The sequence below is a fragment of the Glutamicibacter nicotianae genome (assembly GCF_006539525.1).
Lineage (GTDB): Bacteria > Actinomycetota > Actinomycetes > Actinomycetales > Micrococcaceae > Glutamicibacter > Glutamicibacter nicotianae.
Map to the genome: position 1 here is coordinate 152,882 of NZ_BJNE01000003.1, position 16,706 is coordinate 169,587.

15 protein-coding genes are annotated in these 16,706 nt (G+C 58.2%); 11 read left to right on the top strand and 4 right to left on the bottom strand.

Annotated features, from left to right (window positions below; translation table 11 throughout):
• Positions 1 to 6 precede the first annotated feature (6 nt).
• From rpsI to ANI01nite_RS05520, 3 genes are all read left to right on the top strand, one after another.
• On the top strand, positions 7 to 507 hold the full coding sequence (gene rpsI / locus ANI01nite_RS05510; RefSeq protein ID WP_052253868.1) for a 30S ribosomal protein S9: 501 nt from the start codon (positions 7 to 9) through the stop codon (positions 505 to 507).
• Between the two features lie 169 nt (positions 508 to 676).
• Complete coding sequence (gene glmM / locus ANI01nite_RS05515; protein ID WP_066140711.1) at positions 677 to 2,023, top strand: phosphoglucosamine mutase; 1,347 nt, start codon at positions 677 to 679, stop codon at positions 2,021 to 2,023.
• Between the two features lie 148 nt (positions 2,024 to 2,171).
• Entirely contained in the window at positions 2,172 to 3,542 is a 1,371-nt protein-coding gene (locus ANI01nite_RS05520) for a UDP-glucose dehydrogenase family protein (protein ID WP_073705904.1), read from the top strand.
• A 75-nt stretch (positions 3,543 to 3,617) separates the two neighbouring features.
• Here ANI01nite_RS05520 and ANI01nite_RS05525 read toward each other — a convergent pair whose 3' ends face one another.
• The gene (locus ANI01nite_RS05525; RefSeq protein ID WP_170214572.1) at positions 3,618 to 5,066 is read right to left on the bottom strand and encodes an NAD(P)H-hydrate dehydratase; all 1,449 of its coding nucleotides are present in this window, start codon (positions 5,064 to 5,066) and stop codon (positions 3,618 to 3,620) included.
• 161 nt (positions 5,067 to 5,227) lie between these two features.
• The gene (locus ANI01nite_RS05530; RefSeq protein WP_066140694.1) at positions 5,228 to 5,578 is read right to left on the bottom strand and encodes a holo-ACP synthase; all 351 of its coding nucleotides are present in this window, start codon (positions 5,576 to 5,578) and stop codon (positions 5,228 to 5,230) included.
• Positions 5,579 to 5,706: 128 nt separating this feature from the next.
• Here ANI01nite_RS05530 and ANI01nite_RS05535 point away from each other — a divergent pair, with 128 nt between their 5' ends.
• The gene (locus ANI01nite_RS05535; RefSeq protein WP_141356577.1) at positions 5,707 to 7,572 is read left to right on the top strand and encodes a DUF262 domain-containing protein; all 1,866 of its coding nucleotides are present in this window, start codon (positions 5,707 to 5,709) and stop codon (positions 7,570 to 7,572) included.
• A 96-nt stretch (positions 7,573 to 7,668) separates the two neighbouring features.
• Here the strand turns inward: ANI01nite_RS05535 and glmS are convergent, their stop codons facing one another.
• Positions 7,669 to 9,540 carry a glutamine--fructose-6-phosphate transaminase (isomerizing) gene (gene glmS / locus ANI01nite_RS05540; protein WP_038992166.1) on the bottom strand — a complete coding sequence of 624 codons (1,872 nt, stop codon included), beginning with the start codon at positions 9,538 to 9,540 and terminating at the stop codon, positions 7,669 to 7,671.
• 167 nt (positions 9,541 to 9,707) lie between these two features.
• On the opposite strand from glmS, the gene coaA reads away from it, so the two are divergent.
• The 7 genes from coaA (at position 9,708) to tsaD (ending at position 15,318) form a co-directional block, all read left to right on the top strand.
• Positions 9,708 to 10,667, top strand: a complete 960-nt coding sequence (gene coaA, locus ANI01nite_RS05545) for a type I pantothenate kinase (protein ID WP_038992165.1) — start codon at positions 9,708 to 9,710, stop codon at positions 10,665 to 10,667.
• A 110-nt stretch (positions 10,668 to 10,777) separates the two neighbouring features.
• Positions 10,778 to 11,176, top strand: coding sequence for a large conductance mechanosensitive channel protein MscL (gene mscL, locus ANI01nite_RS05550; protein WP_038992164.1), 399 nt, complete (start codon positions 10,778 to 10,780; stop codon positions 11,174 to 11,176).
• Between the two features lie 146 nt (positions 11,177 to 11,322).
• Positions 11,323 to 12,522: an alanine racemase gene (gene alr / locus ANI01nite_RS05555; protein WP_038992322.1), complete on the top strand. Its 1,200-nt coding sequence runs from the start codon at positions 11,323 to 11,325 to the stop codon at positions 12,520 to 12,522.
• Positions 12,515 to 13,093, top strand: a complete 579-nt coding sequence (gene tsaE, locus ANI01nite_RS05560; RefSeq protein ID WP_038992163.1) for a tRNA (adenosine(37)-N6)-threonylcarbamoyltransferase complex ATPase subunit type 1 TsaE — start codon at positions 12,515 to 12,517, stop codon at positions 13,091 to 13,093. The genes alr and tsaE overlap by 8 nt, the downstream gene beginning before the upstream one ends.
• Positions 13,086 to 13,763 carry a tRNA (adenosine(37)-N6)-threonylcarbamoyltransferase complex dimerization subunit type 1 TsaB gene (tsaB, locus tag ANI01nite_RS05565; protein WP_038992161.1) on the top strand — a complete coding sequence of 226 codons (678 nt, stop codon included), beginning with the start codon at positions 13,086 to 13,088 and terminating at the stop codon, positions 13,761 to 13,763. Before tsaE ends, tsaB begins: the two co-directional genes overlap by 8 nt.
• A complete protein-coding gene (rimI, locus tag ANI01nite_RS05570) occupies positions 13,760 to 14,251 on the top strand; it encodes a ribosomal protein S18-alanine N-acetyltransferase (protein ID WP_038992160.1) in 492 nt (163 codons plus the stop codon). Before tsaB ends, rimI begins: the two co-directional genes overlap by 4 nt.
• Entirely contained in the window at positions 14,248 to 15,318 is a 1,071-nt protein-coding gene (gene tsaD / locus ANI01nite_RS05575) for a tRNA (adenosine(37)-N6)-threonylcarbamoyltransferase complex transferase subunit TsaD (protein ID WP_141356579.1), read from the top strand. Before rimI ends, tsaD begins: the two co-directional genes overlap by 4 nt.
• A gap of 152 nt (positions 15,319 to 15,470) precedes the next feature.
• On the opposite strand, the gene ANI01nite_RS05580 is transcribed toward tsaD, so the two are convergent.
• Entirely contained in the window at positions 15,471 to 16,640 is a 1,170-nt protein-coding gene (locus ANI01nite_RS05580) for a metallophosphoesterase family protein (RefSeq protein ID WP_255314421.1), read from the bottom strand.
• Positions 16,641 to 16,706: the final 66 nt, after the last annotated feature.

Genomic DNA, 16,706 nt, shown 5'->3' on the forward strand with positions numbered 1-16,706 from the left:
ATTATCGTGGCTCAGAACGCTGAAGAAACCACTGAATTCGAGGGTGAGACCCCTTCGACCTACACTACCGAGACCGCAGCTTCGACTGTTGTTGCTGACACCGAGCGCGCTCCACTGACCGTGCCAGGTGCGGCTGTTGGCCGTCGCAAGCAGGCTATCGCCCGCGTTCGCCTGGTACCAGGCTCCGGCAAGTGGACCGTAAACGGTCGCGAGCTGGACAACTTCTTCCCAAACAAGCTGCACCAGCAGGATGTTAACGAACCATTCAAGGTTCTGGGTCTGGAAGGCGCATACGACGTTATCGCACGCATCAACGGCGGCGGCATCTCCGGTCAGGCTGGCGCACTGCGCCTGGGCATCGCCCGCGCCCTGAACGAGATCGACCGCGACGCGAACCGCGCCACCCTGAAGAAGGCCGGTTACCTGACCCGCGACGCACGCGTCATCGAGCGTAAGAAGGCTGGTCTGAAGAAGGCACGCAAGGCTTCGCAGTTCTCGAAGCGCTAAACCTTACTTCAAGGTCTTTCCAAGGGCCCTGTCATCCTGCAAAGGATGCCAGGGCCCTTGGGCATTTAACGCCGAGGAACGCAAAATGCTATTAAACTTTTCTCATATCACTGTTATTCCGGGGCTTTGAGCCATTTAAATCAATGCAGAGGGCATATGATTGAATGCGATGGCAAGGTTATTTGGGACCGATGGGGTCCGAGGAAAAGCAAACGAACTGTTAACTCCCGAGCTCGCGCTGGAACTGGCGCAGGCGGCATCCGTGGTGCTGGGCTTGAGCCAACCAGAGGACGGCTACAAGCCAGTCGCAGTGGTTGCCAAGGATCCGCGCATCAGCGGTGACTTCCTGTCCGCCGCAATCGAGGCCGGCCTGGCTGCCTCCGGCGTCGACGTGATGGATGCCGGCACGCTGCCCACTCCCGCGGCGGCATTCCTGGTGGGGGACTTGAACGCTGACTTCGGCGTCATGATTTCCGCCTCGCACAACGCGGCTCCGGATAACGGTATTAAGTTCTTGGCCCGTGGCGGCAAGAAGCTGGATGATGCGCTGGAAGACGCCATCGAAGCCTGCTTGAAGATGCCAAAGCCACGCCCAACCGGCGGCGAAGTAGGACGAGTCTCGCGTTTCGCCGACGCTGAAGACCGCTACATCATGCACCTGCTGCAGGCACTGCCTAACCGGCTCGAGGGCTTGAAGGTAGTCCTGGACTGCGCCCACGGCGCTGCTTCGGGATGCTCCCCGGAGGTCTTCAAGGCTGCCGGCGCCGAAACCATCGTCATCGGCGCAGATCCGGATGGCATCAACATCAATGACGGCTACGGCTCCACCCATCTGGAGAAGCTGCAGGCCGCTGTGCTGGAGCACGGAGCGGACTTGGGCATCGCCCACGACGGCGACGCCGACCGCTGCCTGGCCGTTGACCATGAAGGCACGATCGTTGACGGCGACCAGATCATGGCCATCATGGCACTGGACATGAAGGACCGCGGCGAGCTGAAGGACAACACCCTCGTTGCCACTGTGATGAGCAACCTCGGCCTGACCCTGGCCATGGAAGCTGCAGGCATCACCGTCAAGCAGACCGGCGTGGGTGACCGCTACGTGCTCGAAGGCATGCGTGAAGGCGACTTCTCCCTGGGCGGCGAGCAGTCCGGCCACGTGATCTTCTCCAAGCACGCCACCACCGGCGACGGTGTCCTGACCGGCCTGATGATCGCGGCTCGTGTGAAGGCTACCGGCAAGACCTTGAAGGAACTTGCTGCTGTGCTGACAGTCCTGCCGCAGGTCCTGATCAATGTACGCGGCGTCGACAAGGCCGGAGTTCCGGACTGCGATCCGCTGCAGGACGCTGTTGCCGCCGCCGAGGCCCGCTTGGGCACCACCGGTCGAGTGCTCTTGCGCCCATCGGGGACCGAACCTGTAGTCCGCGTCATGGTCGAGGCGGCTACCCACGACCAGGCCCAGACAGAAGCTGAAACCCTGGCCGAGTCGGTCAAGGAGCACCTGTCCCTCTAGGCTCTGCAACTGCCCAGCAACCACTACGTAAATATCAAGAAAACTCACACCCCCGCAGCGCGTTCCATACCGGAACACGTTGCGGGGGTGTGGCATGCTAACTAGTAGGAACCGATCTGGGTTCGCGTTCTCGGAGAGAAGGACTTTCGTGACTCTACGCATCAGCGTGATCGGCACCGGCTACCTCGGTGCAACCCATGCCGCCTGCATGGCTGAACTGGGCTATGAAGTCATTGGACTGGACGTGGACACGGCCAAGCTCGAAGCCTTGGCCGCTGGTGTTCTGCCTTTCCACGAGCCGGGCCTGCCCGAGCTGCTGCGCAAGCACGTGGCCTCCGGGCGCCTGCGGTTCACCGACAGTTACGCAGAAGTCGCTGCCGGCGCGGATATCCACTTCATCACCGTGGGAACGCCGCAGCGTGCTGATTCGCAGTCCGCAGACATGTCCTACGTCGATGGTTCCGTGGACTCCCTGCTGGAGCATATCACCGGCGAAGCGCTGATTGTCGGCAAGTCCACCGTCCCGGTAGGCACCGCACGAAGGCTGAGCGAGAAGATTGCCCAATCTGCCAAGCAGGGAAGCGACATAGCGCTGGCCTGGAATCCAGAATTCCTGCGTGAGGGTTTTGCTGTCCAGGACACCCTGCGCCCCGACCGGCTGGTCTATGGATTGCAGGATGGGCGAGGCCTGGAACTGCTGCGCAAAGTCTATGCTCCGATCCTCGCCTTGGACACGCCGGAGATCGCCACGGATCTGGAAACCGCGGAACTGGTCAAGGTCGCGGCCAACGCCTTCCTGGCTACCAAGATTTCCTTCATCAATGCTTTTGCCGAAGTCACGGAGACCGTGGGTGGCGACATCAAGGTCCTCGCCGACGCCATTGGGCACGATAAGCGCATTGGACGCCGCTTCCTGAACGCCGGGGTGGGGTTTGGCGGTGGATGCCTGCCGAAGGACATCCGCGCGCTCCAAGCCCGGGTCAGCGAGCTTGGGTTGAGCCAGACCATGGGCTTCTTGGCAGAAGTCGACCAGATCAACCTGCGCCGCCGCGACCGCGTGGTCTCGCTCGCCTCGCACATGCTCGGCAACGAGCTGGCAGGCAAGCAAGTGTGCGTACTCGGCGTGACCTTCAAGCCGGACAGCGACGACGTGCGCGACTCTCCAGCCCTGGATATCGCCGTACGCCTGTACAACGAAGGCGCTGAAGTCTCGGTCTACGACCCAGAAGGCAACGCCAACGCTGCCCGGCGCTTCCCGCGCTTGAACTATGTGGACTCCTGCAAGGAAGCCGCGCAGAAGGCAGATTTGACCTTGGTGCTGACCGAATGGAACGAGTTCCGGGAAATGAACCCGTCCGACCTTGCCGACGTGGTTGCAAGCAAGCAGCTAATCGACGGTCGCAATGTCCTGGACCGCCCAGAATGGCGGAAGCAGGGCTGGACCATCACCGGCCCGGGAGAGTACTTCGAGCTGGGCAACATGGCTCCGGCGACCACCTCGATTCCGGCGCAGGCCTGAACGGTGTAGCCGGACATGGAAGGGGCGGTTCTCCGCATTAGGAGAACCGCCCCTTCTACGTGTTGCCTACGCAGGCTAGAAGCCGAACTGCTTCATGACCTTGGGAAGATTATCGATCAGGCGAGAAGCATTCACGGTGCCGTCCGCGGCGGTCACCCGGCCCAGATGGCCGTGGATGTACGCCGCGCACGCAGTCAACTCCATCATGCGGCGGTTGGGCACGGTTCGCAGGCCTTTAGTGCCCGTCAGCGAGCTGTCGGAGAGCATGTAGCCGAGGATGCCGGTCAAGACATCTCCGCTGCCCGCAGTGGCCAGTTCCGGTGCTGAGTGGCTCACCATCAGGCTGTCGCCATTAGGCGCAACAATGTAGCTGGTGGGGCCCTTGAGCAGGACTACAGCGTTGTAAGCCAGGGCGGCCCAACGGGTCCAGCGAATCGGGTCCTGGGAAAGCTCATCAGGAGTGATCTTCACGCCCGCGCGGCCGAGCAGCATACGAAGTTCCTTTGCATGGGGCGTCAGCACGCGGGGCTGCTCGCTGGGCCCGGCAGGAACCACATCCAGGCCGGATGCGTCGATGACAGCTGGCTGGGGGCTTGCGAAGACATCAGCGATGGCACCAGTCGGGGGAGTGCGTCCGTCCAATCCCGGTCCAATAGCCCAAGCCTTGATCTTGGCGCTCTTGCCGTGGATCTGGCGGCGCGAGAATGACAGCGCTTCCTTGATCTGCTCATCATCCAACGGCACGGACTCCGGCACGGAGACTGCCATAAGCGGCTGGATGGAATCGGGTACGTGCGTGCGGAGCAGCCCGACCCCGCAAGCCACGGCGGCCTTGGCAGTCAGCTGGGCAGCTCCGGGATACAGGTCGGAACCGGCGATGAGGCCAAGGACTCCACGCTGGTATTTGTGGCGTCCGGCATCCCGCCAGGAGCGGTGCTGGTCCAGCAGCTCGCGGGCAGCCTGCTCGTCCACTAGCTGGGTGCCGGGCTGGACGGAAGAAAAGTCGAATTCCAGATCAGCCACGGTGATCTCGCCGGTAACCAGCGGTCCATCCACGGACAGCAGGCCGGCCTTCATGGCGCCGAAGGTCACCGTGCGTTCAGCTCGGAGAACCGAGTCCTGCGCAACGCCGGTTTCAGGGTCCAACCCTGAGGGAACATCGCAAGCCAGCACCCGTACGCCAGCCGGAACCGACGGCACGTCGGAACCGGCTCGATATCCAAGACCATAGATGGCGTCGATAACGAGCGAGGCATTCGCTAGTTCGCCGCCGCCATCTGATAGATCCAGTATGGTGCCGCCGGCGGCTTGGTACGCTGCAGCAGCCTCTGCGTTAATCTGCTCGTGGCATTGCAGAGCCAGCGTGGAAATCTTTTGCTGCTGAAGCTCTGCCAGTGCATACAAGCCATCGCCACCGTTGTTGCCCGGGCCGATCAGTCCGACCACGAACGCCGGTTCGGTGCTGTGTCCTTCGGCCAGCATGGCGACAGCCGTTGAAGCCAAATGGGCGGCGGCTTGCTTCATTAAGCTGGTCTCGCCCCGCTTGGATTTCTCCTGGGCTTCAACCGCACGAATTTGCGCAACACTGTAGACAGGAATCATAAGACAAACAATACTCAAGGCTTCTGTGCGATGCCCTATTTAATGAGATACGTGTCGTTATTCCTTCGTCGTGGCGTTGGTGCTCAGCGTTCGGCAACCACCATTGCGATCGCCATGTCGCCATCGTGGGACATGGTCAGGTGCCAGGATTTGATGCCGCGCAGCTCGCTGGCTGCGGCCACTGAGCCGGTGTTGTGAATCTGGGGATCACCGGCTTCGTCCTTGCGGATGGTGCAGTCCTGCCAGTTCATCCCGGCAGGAGCGCCCAGTGCTTTGGCGATTGCTTCCTTGGCTGCGAAACGGGCTGCAAGAGAACGCAGGGGCAGGTCCCGTTCTTCTTCGGTGAAGAGCCGGTCGCGCAACCGTGGAGTCTTCTCGAGCTGACGACCGAAACGTGGCACATCAACGATGTCCACTCCAATACCTGCAATCATGCCTATCAGTTTAACCAGTGCCTGCCAAGGCAAAAAAATTACAGACTAGTAGGGAAACAATTCAGATTGTCGGTGGTGTGATGTTTTATTGATCTTGGAGAAAGAACCGAATCTGATGAAAGCGCCTGATGGAAACTCACACACGCAGCCCACGCGACCTTTTTGAAGGAAAAGAGCACTACGAAATCCCGGCTTTTCAGCGTCCTTACGTATGGACGGAAGAAGATCAATGGGCACCTTTATGGGACGATGTTCGAAAGGTTGCAGAAACCTACATCGCAGTGAAACAGGCAGATTCCGAGGCGGAGCCTGAAATCCAACACTTCATGGGTGCTGTAGTTTACGAGTCAAAAAAGCCGATTGCAGGCGATGTTACTCGCCACGATGTCATTGATGGTCAGCAACGAATGACCACAATCCAGATCCTTCTTGATGCTGTGCACGTCGTCCTAGAGCATCGCGGACACATTGATCAGGCTGAATCCTTGGAAGAGCTGATAATCAATGGCGCGGCGCGGTTCAAAGGTAAGCGGGAGAGATTTAAGTTGTGGCCTTCTCAGACTGACCGCAAAGCATTTGAATTTGCTATGGATCCTGCGTCGGATGACAGCGTCGAGCACAGAATCGTTGAAGCGCACAAGTTCTTTCACAATGAAGCCAAAGATTGGATCCTAGGGACTTCAAATGAAGATGCGATCGTCCCGCCTGGAGACGAATCCTTACGAGTTGAAGCCTTGAGCTCAACGCTTCAAGACAGATTGCTCCTGGTCGCGATAGATCTAACCGGGCACGATGATTCTCAGCTCATTTTTGAGACACTGAATGATCGCGGCACTCCGCTGCTCAAAGCAGACCTAATCAAGAACTGGGTTTTCCGGAAAGGCGAGCAAATTCAGGCCGACGTAACTAGGTGGGCCGACGACCTTTGGGCCGAATTCGACGGAGAATGGTGGCGATCTGAGGTCCGCCAGGGCCGACTCACACGTTCTAGGGTCGATATCTTCTTGCATTATTGGATGACCATGCGCATGCAAGATGAATTTAAAGCAGATCAGGTTTTCCGCGCATTTAAAGAATACGCAGAGCCGTTTATGCGGACCGCGACTGACGCAGAGCGTTTGCTGAACGAACTTCGGAAAGATGCTGATACGTTCCACGAGTTCTCGATACTTGAAAAAAGCACTCCGGAAGGTCAGTTCTACGTTCGCGTGATTGATCGTCTGGATATGGCCGCAACTACTCCGGTTTTCCTCTGGATGCTATCGGCGAACCACGCTGTACCCGCCGAGCAACGTCGCATCGCGTTGGAGGCACTGGAAAGTTGGGCGATCCGACGTATGCTACTTCGGTTGACTTCTAAGGATATGAATAAGTTTGCCATTGTAATTCTCAAGATGCTGGAATCCTGTAGCAAAGATGAAGTGGGCGACAAGCTGGTCGAGTTCCTCGCCAACCAAACATCTGAAACGAGAAGGTGGCCAGTTGATTCTGAGATGCAATCAGTTCTCTCAACTCAACGTGTTTATGGTTTTATCCGGCAGGACCGTCTGCGTGTTATTTTCATTGCTATTGAGCAGCACCTTAGGACGCAAAACTCGAAATACGAAGCCATTAGTCTGCCAGAAAAACTCGAAATTGAGCACTTAATGCCACGAGGCTGGCGTACTCATTGGGACACTGACCCGAAAATGGAACTGGAGCGTGCACAAGAACGCGATGTGCTCGTCAATTCTCTTGGAAACCTAACTCTAATTACGAAATCGTTGAATGGTTCCTTATCTAACCGTCCTTGGACCGATCAAGAAGCGAAAGGCATGAGGGACGGTGGAGCGCCGGGTACTGGAAAGCACAGCCTTTTGGATGAATATAGTCTGCTGGTTTTGAATAAGAAGATACTCTCTAATCATGTAGAGGGCTGGAACGAGAACGATATTACAGCCCGTTCGGCATCATTGGTCGAGAGCATTTGTGAAGTTTGGAAAAGGCCGAATTAACAAGAACTCTCGACTGTCGACCACTTTTCCAAAGAACCGTAAATAAAAATGCGGCGTCCTCTAAGAGGACGCCGCATCTACTTGATACTGGGTGGATTACTCCACGGTCACCGACTTGGCCAGGTTACGTGGCTGGTCAACATCGAAGCCCTTCGCGGATGCCAGCTCGCAAGCGAAGATCTGCAGTGGCACAGTGGCCAGCAGCGGCATCAGCAGGGTTGGGGTTTCAGGTACGTAGAAGACCCACTCGGAGAAGTCCTTGACGGCGGAATCGCCGTCTTCGGCAATAACCAAGGTCTTGGCGCCACGGGCGCGGACTTCCTGGATATTGGAGACAACCTTGGAGTGCAGCGAGTCGCGGCCACGAGGGGAAGGAACTACCACGAACACCGGCTGGCCATCGTCGATCAGCGCGATAGGACCGTGCTTCAGCTCGCCGGCGGCGAAGCCTTCGGCGTGGATGTAGGCGATTTCCTTGAGCTTCAAGGCGCCTTCCATTGCCACCGGGTAGCCGACGTGGCGGCCCAGGAATAGCACGGAGTTGGCTTCCGACATGTTGCGTGCCAGATCCTTGATCTCGTCCGCACGGTCCAGGATGTCCTGGATCTTGGAAGGGATCTTGCCCAGATCGGCAAGGATGTCCTTGATCTGGCCCTGGAACAGGTTGCCGCGCAACTGCGCCAGGTACAGGCCCAGCAGGTAGGTCGCGGTGATCTGCGCCAGGAATGCCTTGGTGGAAGCCACAGCGATTTCTGGACCCGCGTGGGTGTACAGCACTGCATCCGACTCGCGTGGGATGGTCGATCCGTTGGTGTTGCAGATCGACATGGTCTTGGCGCCCTGCTCCTTGGCGTAACGCACGGCCATCAGGGTGTCCATGGTTTCGCCGGACTGGGAGATCGAAACGATCAGGGTCTTGTCGTCAACGATTGGCTCGCGGTAGCGGAACTCGTGGGAGAGCTCGACCTCGACCGGGATACGGCACCAGGACTCGATCGCGTACTTGGCAACGGAGCCGGCGTAGGCCGAAGTGCCGCAAGCAAGAACCACGATCTTGGAGATGGCAGCCAGCTCTTCCGGAGCGATTCGCAGTTCGTCCAGGGTCAGACGGCCATCGGCGTCCGAGCGGCCCAGCAGGGTATCGGCAACAGCTGCCGGCTGGTCGAAGATTTCCTTCTCCATGAAGGATGGGAAGCCGCCCTTTTCAGCGCTGGCTGCGTCCCAGTCAACGGTGAATTCCTTGCCTTCGGCAGGGTTGCCTTCGAAATCGGTGATGGAGTGGGTATCCGGGGTGATGGTAACGATCTGGTCCTGGCCCAGCTCGACGGCGCGACGGGTGAAGTCGATGAAGCCGGAGACGTCCGAACCCAGGAAGTTCTCGCCTTCGCCCAGGCCCAGAACGAGAGGGGAATTGCGGCGGGCCGCGACGACAACGCCTGGGTGGTCCTGGTGAACGGCCAAGAGGGTGAAAGCACCTTCCAGCTGCTGAACAGCAAGCTGCATGGCGCGGGTCAAATCGCCCTCCGCCTCGGTGCTGTAGAGCTTGCCCAGCAGCGCTGCGGCAACCTCGGTATCGGTATCCGAGAGGAATTCAACGCCCTCGGCTGCCAAACCGGCCTTGATGCCGGCGAAGTTTTCAATAATTCCGTTGTGGATCATGGCAAGCTTGCCACCATCGGCCAGGTGAGGGTGAGCGTTCTGATCGCTCGGTCCACCGTGGGTTGCCCAACGGGTATGCCCAATGCCGGTCATCGACTGAGGCAAAGGGGACTCGGCAATTTCATTTTCAAGGTTGACCAGCTTGCCGGCCTTCTTCCGAGAATGAATGGCGCCGTCGGCAACTACCGCGACTCCAGCCGAGTCGTAGCCTCGGTATTCCAAACGACGCAAACCTTCAATTAGAACGTCGAGGGCGCCGTGCTCGGCGATCTGGCTCGAGGTTCCTGCATATCCAACAATTCCGCACATGGGAAAAATCCTACCGGTTCAATCCCCATCGATGGGAATAATCGTGGCACAGCACTCAAAATTACCTATGTCTTAGCTCACCAGGCCGCCGTATTTGACCGAAACTAATTGCCTTGTTGATTTTGTTAATTGGGATGTGGAGCATATTCTTGGCAGAATTTACCCTCGTGGAACCACACGGAACACTAGAATCATCCATCTCGCCGTTTGTTGAACTTGAACGAGAGACATGGGCGCGACTGTCCAACAAGATGGAACAGCCGCTGAACTACTCCGACATCGAACGTCTTCGCGGCCTCGGCGATCAGCTGGACCTCCAGGAGGTCCGCGACGTCTACCTGCCACTGAGCCGCCTGCTGTCACTGTACGTGGAGGGAGCCGGTGCAACGCATCAGGCGACTACTACCTTCCTGGGTGAGCAGACCAATCGGACGCCTTTTGTCATTGGCGTCGCCGGATCCGTTGCCGTGGGAAAATCCACGACCGCTCGTGTATTGCAGGAAATGCTGCGCCGCTGGCCGCATACTCCTGATGTCCAGCTCATCACCACTGACGGTTTCCTGTACCCCAATGCGGAGCTTGAGCGCCGCGGCATCATGCACCGCAAGGGTTTCCCTGAATCCTATGACCGTCGTGCATTGCTGCGCTTCGTCTCGGCAGTGAAGTCTGGTGCCCCAGAAGTCAGTGCCCCGGTGTATTCGCACCTGACCTACGACATCATCCCGGGGGAGCGCAATGTAATCCGCTCGCCGCAGGTGCTCATTGTCGAGGGATTGAACGTGCTGCAGCCGGCGCGAACTCGTTCCGATGGAACCGTGGGACTCGCGCTGAGCGATTTCTTCGACTTCTCCGTATATGTCGATGCACGTACGGCGGATATCGAAGAGTGGTACATCAAAAGATTCATGCGCCTGCGCTCGGGAGCCTTCTCCGACCCGGCGAGCTACTTCCATCGCTATTCCCAGCTCACCGATGTGGAAGCGCGGGAAACCGCGCACGGCATTTGGAAGCGCATCAATGAACCGAATCTCAAGGAGAACGTCTTGCCCACGCGAGGACGGGCGCAATTGGTACTGCGCAAATCAGCCGATCATTCGGTGCGGCGAATGCTGTTGCGGAAAATCTAGGCTTCTTCAGCCGATTTTTAAGCAAACGAATTCTGTGAATTTGCCGAACTATTGGAAATCGCTCCACAAAATTGTATCGGTGCTGTGATTTTCCTGTGTATGCTCTAACCATGCTAAAAGGTTTCCGCGATTTTATTATGAAGGGCAACGTTGTCGATTTGGCCGTTGCCGTTGTTATCGGCGCTGCCTTCGGCGCCGTAGTTACCGCCTTGGTCGACAATGTGCTGATGCCGTTGATTGCCGCCCTGGTTGGTTCACCAAGCTTCGACGACTTCCTGTTGCTCACTATTAACGGGGTAGAGATCAAGTTCGGCGTCTTCCTGACCGCGCTGGTCAACTTCCTGCTGATTGCCGCAGCCGTTTACTTCGCGTTGGTTCTGCCAATGACCAAGCTGAACGAGCGCATCGCAGCGCGCCGTGCTGCAGGTGCAGAAGAGCCTGAGGAAGAAGTAGATCCACAGCTGGAGCTGCTTGCCCAGATCCGCGATGAGCTGAAGACTCTTCGCTAACCCCCGATAAAACATCCGTCTTCAAGGAGCGGGTTCGAACAGCAAAGTTGTTCGTACCCGCTCCTTCCGGCTTTAACCAGCATCATGTGCCGAACTGCGCATGGGTGAACAAGGCAAGTGGTTCAGAAAAGTGCGAAGATGAATGGGTGAACTCCGAAGCGCTTGAAGAAAGCAACCTGACAAACAGCACCAGCAGTGCACAGGCGATCGGCTTTGAACGCCGCGCAGTCATTGACCTGTCGGCCATCCGCAACAACGTCAAGCAGATTTCTGATGTTGTGGCCCCAGCTGCAGTCATGGCCGTCGTCAAAGCTGACGCGTACGGGCACGGTGCCATCCCGGTAGCCAAGGCTGCCTTGGAAGGCGGAGCCCGGTGGATAGGTTGCGCCCATGTCACTGAAGCACTCGCCCTGCGCGACGCGGGAGTCGATGCGCCCATGATGGCTTGGCTGCATACCGAAGACACCCCGTTCGAGGCCGCCATTGACGCCGGTCTTGACCTCGGTGTTTCAGGCTGGGAACTTGAATACGTTGCCGCCGCGGCTCGTGCTGTGCAGACTCCGGCACGGATCCATATCAAGGTAGATACCGGGCTTGGCCGCAATGGCTCCACCATGGATGCCCTGCCGGATCTGCTGAACCGCGCCAGCGATTTCCAGGAAGAAGGGTTATTGCGTGTAGTTGGCATCTTCTCCCACCTGGCGGTGGCAGATGAACCTGAACGCCCGGAAACCGATGAGCAGCTGGAAGTCTTCGACAGGGCCATAGAACTGGTGGAAGCTGCTGGCTTCGATTTGGAAGTGCGTCATATCGCCAACACTCCTGGCATCCTTTCTCGACCGGATTCACATCACGAAATGGTGCGCCTGGGTCTGGGCCTGTATGGACTTAGCCCGTTTGACGGTGAATCGCCAGAGAGCTTCGGGCTGCGCCCAGCCATGACAGTGAAGACCCGGGTTGCGAATGTCAAGAAGGTTCACCCGGGGCAGGGTGTTTCCTATGGCCTGAATTACAAGACCGAAGGGGAAACCTACCTCGGCCTGATCCCCATGGGTTATGCCGATGGACTGCCAAGGATCGCAACCGGTGCTCCGGTGACTGTCAATGGGCGCACCTATCCAGTACGTGGTCGCATTGCCATGGACCAGTGCGTCATCGATTTGGGATCAGATATCAACCCAGAAGAATTCCTGGGAGCTGAAGCAATTATCTTCGGTGACGGCGGGCAGTCGGTCAACACCTGGGCTTACGCAGCGAACACCATCAACTACGAAGTGGTAACCCGCATCTCGCCACGTGTACCTCGCTACTACATTGAAGGCAGCTGGGGTGAGGCCGGTGAATAACCCGGTATCGGAGTTCTCCTGCCAGCTCGATGACCTCACCGTCACCGAAGCAATGGGCGAAGCCTTGGGTGCTCAGCTCAAAGCCGGCGACCTCGTCATCCTTACCGGTGCCCTTGGCGCTGGCAAGACCACGCTGACCCAGTCGCTGGGCGTGGGACTGAACGTCCGTGAAGGAATCATCTCCCCGACGTTCGTACTGGCTCGCCAGCATCCATCACTTGGGGATGGACCCGGTCTGATCCACGTAGATGCCTACCGTCTCAAGGACCATGATGACGTGGACACCCTGGATCTTGAATCCACGCTGGCAGATTCAGTTACCGTCGTGGAATGGGGCTTGGGGAAGGTCGAACACCTTACCGATTCACGCTTGGAAATCCAGCTGGATCGCGAAGCCCTGGCCGCACCAGTCGGCAATCCATGGGAAGAAGCTGAAGAGGAACTGGATGAGCCGCGGTTGTTCAGCCTAAAAGCTATCGGCCCGCGCTGGGACGAAGATGCCTTTGCCCAGCTGAAAGATTCATTGCTGTCTGCGGTTGCTGCACAGCGCACGGAAGAAAAACATGTCTAATTACTTAGCAATCGACACCTCTGCCAACGCATCGGTGGCACTAGTTGACGAAACCACCGGTTTACTTGTCGACAAGCGTGTTTCCTCCAAGGGAAACGACCAGACCGAAACCTTGTCGGCATACGTCAAGGAGCTATTGGACACCCACGGCCAGAAGGGCCAAGACCTTGCGGGCATCATCGTCGGCGTTGGCCCGGGTCCTTTCACCGGCCTGCGCGTTGGCTTGGTGGCCGCGCGTACCTTCGGATTCGTATGGCAAGTACCTGTGCACGGAGTGATGTCGTTGCATGCGCTCGCCGAACAGGTGCTGGAGTCCAGCGATGTTCCTGCTGAATTCGTTGTCGCCTCGGACGCACGACGCAAAGAAGTCTACTGGGCACGCTACGACAATTCCGGAACCATGGTTGGAGGGCCGCACGTTTCGGCAGCGTCAGCTCTTCCAGCGATGCCAGTTTTCGGTGTTGGGGCCGGCATCTACGCCGAGCAGCTTGAGGAAGCCGGTGCCAAGCCAATGCCTGAGTCCTTCGAATGGATTGCCGACGCCGGCTTCCTGGCCCGCCGGGCATTGAGCGACCTCGCTGGAGGCAAGGACCTCTCAGATACTTCGCCTCAGTATCTGCGCGAATCCGATGCCCAGATTCCTGCCTTCATGAAGCAGGCCAAGGCGTGAGCGAGCAGCACGAGGTTCTCCTGCGCCGCATGCAGCCAGATGATCTGCAAGCCGTCCATGATCTTGAGCAGCAGCTTTTTCCCGAAGATGCATGGCCCCTTGCCGGTTTCGAATCCGAGCTGGCGCAACGCGATACCCGCACCTACTGGGTCTATGAAGACGCTGGTCGAGTTGTCGGCTATGCAGGGCTTTGCGTGGTCTTGCCGATAGCCGATGTCCAGACCATAGCCCTGCACCCGGATTACCAAGGCCGGGGCTTGGGCCGCAAGCTGTTGTCATTGCTTGTCCAGACGGCCGGTGAGAAAAATGCACTGGATGTGATGCTCGAAGTTCGCTTTGACAACCCCACCGCCATTGGCCTGTATGAATCCTTTGGATTCACCACTATCCACCGCCGCAAGGGGTACTACAAGGGCGGGGTCGATGCACTAATTATGAGACTCCCGCTGGATGCACAGCACGGACAAGAGGAAGAACGCAACGCATGAGATTCAACGAACCCGTAGTACTAGGCATTGAGTCCTCTTGCGACGAAACCGGAGTAGGCATCGTGCGCGGCAACAAGCTTCTGGCCAACGCTGTCTCCAGTTCCATGGATGAACACGTGCGCTTTGGCGGTGTCATTCCCGAGATCGCGGCCCGTGCGCACTTGGAAGCATTCGTGCCAACCTTGCAGTCCGCGTTGGACACAGCCGAACTGGCTCTTGACGATATTGATGCCATCGCCGTAACCAGTGGTCCGGGCCTGGCCGGTGCCCTAATGGTAGGCGTTTCAGCGGCCAAAGCCTTGGCCCTGGCAACCGGCAAACCGCTCTACGGCATCAACCACCTGGTTGCCCACGTTGGCGTAGGTGTTCTCGAAGGAACCGTATTGCCACCGACCTTCGGTGCTCTGCTGGTCTCGGGCGGGCATACCGAAATCTTGAAAGTCACTTCGCTGACCAACGATGTGCAACTGCTGGGCTCGACCATTGATGATGCGGCCGGCGAAGCCTATGACAAGACTGCTCGTCTGCTGGGCCTGGGGTATCCCGGCGGGCCAGCCATCGACAAAGCGGCCAAGGACGGAAACCGCAAGGCATTCCGCTTCCCTCGCGGCTTGTCCTTGCCGAAGTTCGTCGGCAGCGCCGCGAATCCTGGCAAGCACCGCAACAACTTCTCATTCTCAGGGCTCAAAACTGCTGTAGCCCGCTGCGTAGAGCACTTCGAGGCCAATGGCGAAGAAGTCCCAGTCGCCGACATTGCTGCGTCCTTCCAGGAAGCAGTCGTGGATGTCATCACCTCGAAGGCCGTGCGTGCCATGCAAGAACAAGGCCTGAAGACCTTGCTTTTGGGCGGGGGAGTGGCAGCTAACACCCGCTTGCGCGAACTGCTGGCAGCGCGTTGCACCTCGGCGGGAATCGAACTCGTGGTTCCGCCGTTCAGCCTCTGCACGGATAATGGCGGCATGGTCGCGGCGCTCGGCGCACAGTTGGTCGCTGATGGTGTGGCTCCGTCGGGCCTGGATTTCGCTACTGACTCGTCGCAGCCGGTCACGCAGATCACCTTGCGGTAAGCGCAGATCTGCATTTCTTAGAACCGGATACTCGTACTGGTCCTCTAGTCCCTGGGAGGCTTAGGCAAATACCGGAACGCCATTATGCCTGTGCTTTCCGGTTCAGATGGCCTGCTGCACGCTGGTTATTCAGCGTCCAGCAGGCCTCACTGCTATGGAAGAGGAAGCGGCTCGTCGATCGGCTGGGCCTTGGTGCCCATATCGATGCCCAGATCCTTGGCAAAGATGGTGCGGGTTCCGGTATAGACCCCGTCCCTATTCTCGTCGAGTTCGAAGACGCGGGCGCCACGAAGCTCGTGGTTCTCGGTACCGCCTAATCCGTAGGTGCCGAATCCGGTACCTGGCGCGTAGCCCAGCTCGATGCCGTAGTAGTCGCCCTTGAAGGTGTTGATGTGGTCGTGGCCGCAGTACACGCCACGCACATCTCCGCGTTCCTGCAGAGCAGTGAACATGCCCGAGTTGAACGCTGCGGTGTAGATGCCCTCGTTCTTGACTCCCTCGATGGAGTGTTTCTTGACGGCCTTCTCATGGTCGGCATCATTCGAAGTGAACTGGGCTCCGTACCACATGTGGTGGTGCTCCCACAGCGGGATGTGGAAGAACATCAATGACTGGACCTTGCCGTAGCGTAATTCGGTGGCCTTGGACGCGTCGCGGTACCACGCGATCTGCTCCGGACGTATCCAGTCGTAGGACATGAGCCCTTCGAAATCCTGGCCTCCAATGGCATCTGGCGCGTAGCGATTCGAGTCGAGCAGCCAAATGCCGAAGGCGGGCTTGGCGTTCTTGGACGAAGCGATCAAAAGCTGGGAGTTCGACTCGCCCTGGATCTTGTCATTCTTCGCGTTGACATTGAACTCGTACCCGCGAATGAAATCGAGGATCTTGGCATCGGACATATTCGTGCCGTTGGGCATCGAATCCTCGTCATGGTTGCCAAAAGTCAAAGCCCAGGGGATGCCCCGCGATTCCATTGGCTGCACCACGTTGTTGATAGCTTGCTTGACCTCAGTGACGGTTTTCGGCGAACCGTTGATGACGTCGCCGTTGATGAGTGCGAAGCCCGGCTTCTCGGTATCGAGCACCTTGTTCATCAGTTCAAGCGTGCGTCGGTCGGTGCGTGGCCCATCCTGGGTGTCATTGAACTGGACGATCTTGAATTTGCCGTCGGCAGCGAACTTGAGCTTCAGGGCAGATGCCGTGGACTTCTTGGCTGGAGCAGCAGCTGCTGCGGTGCCGCTGGCAGCGAACAGACCGGTAACCGCGGCAGCGGTGCTGCCAATCAATACTCCACGACGGGGGACAGGAGACGAAGTGCTCAAAGAACTGCCTTTCACATGAAATTAGTAGCCAGCTGCAAAGTGGACCGGCTGATAACTCCTAGAGCG

Excerpts from the sequence above, each read along its gene's own strand:
- ANI01nite_RS05535 (WP_141356577.1), top strand. The coding sequence starts at position 5,707 with ATGGAAACTCACACACGCAGCCCACGCGACCTTTTTGAAGGAAAAGAG.
- tsaB (WP_038992161.1), top strand. The coding sequence starts at position 13,086 with ATGTCTAATTACTTAGCAATCGACACCTCTGCCAACGCATCGGTGGCA.
- tsaD (WP_141356579.1), top strand. The coding sequence starts at position 14,248 with ATGAGATTCAACGAACCCGTAGTACTAGGCATTGAGTCCTCTTGCGAC.
- mscL (WP_038992164.1), top strand. The coding sequence starts at position 10,778 with ATGCTAAAAGGTTTCCGCGATTTTATTATGAAGGGCAACGTTGTCGAT.
- glmM (WP_066140711.1), top strand. The coding sequence starts at position 677 with ATGGCAAGGTTATTTGGGACCGATGGGGTCCGAGGAAAAGCAAACGAA.
- ANI01nite_RS05530 (WP_066140694.1), bottom strand. The coding sequence starts at position 5,578 with ATGATTGCAGGTATTGGAGTGGACATCGTTGATGTGCCACGTTTCGGT.
- ANI01nite_RS05525 (WP_170214572.1), bottom strand. The coding sequence starts at position 5,066 with ATGAAGCAAGCCGCCGCCCATTTGGCTTCAACGGCTGTCGCCATGCTG.
- glmS (WP_038992166.1), bottom strand. The coding sequence starts at position 9,540 with ATGTGCGGAATTGTTGGATATGCAGGAACCTCGAGCCAGATCGCCGAG.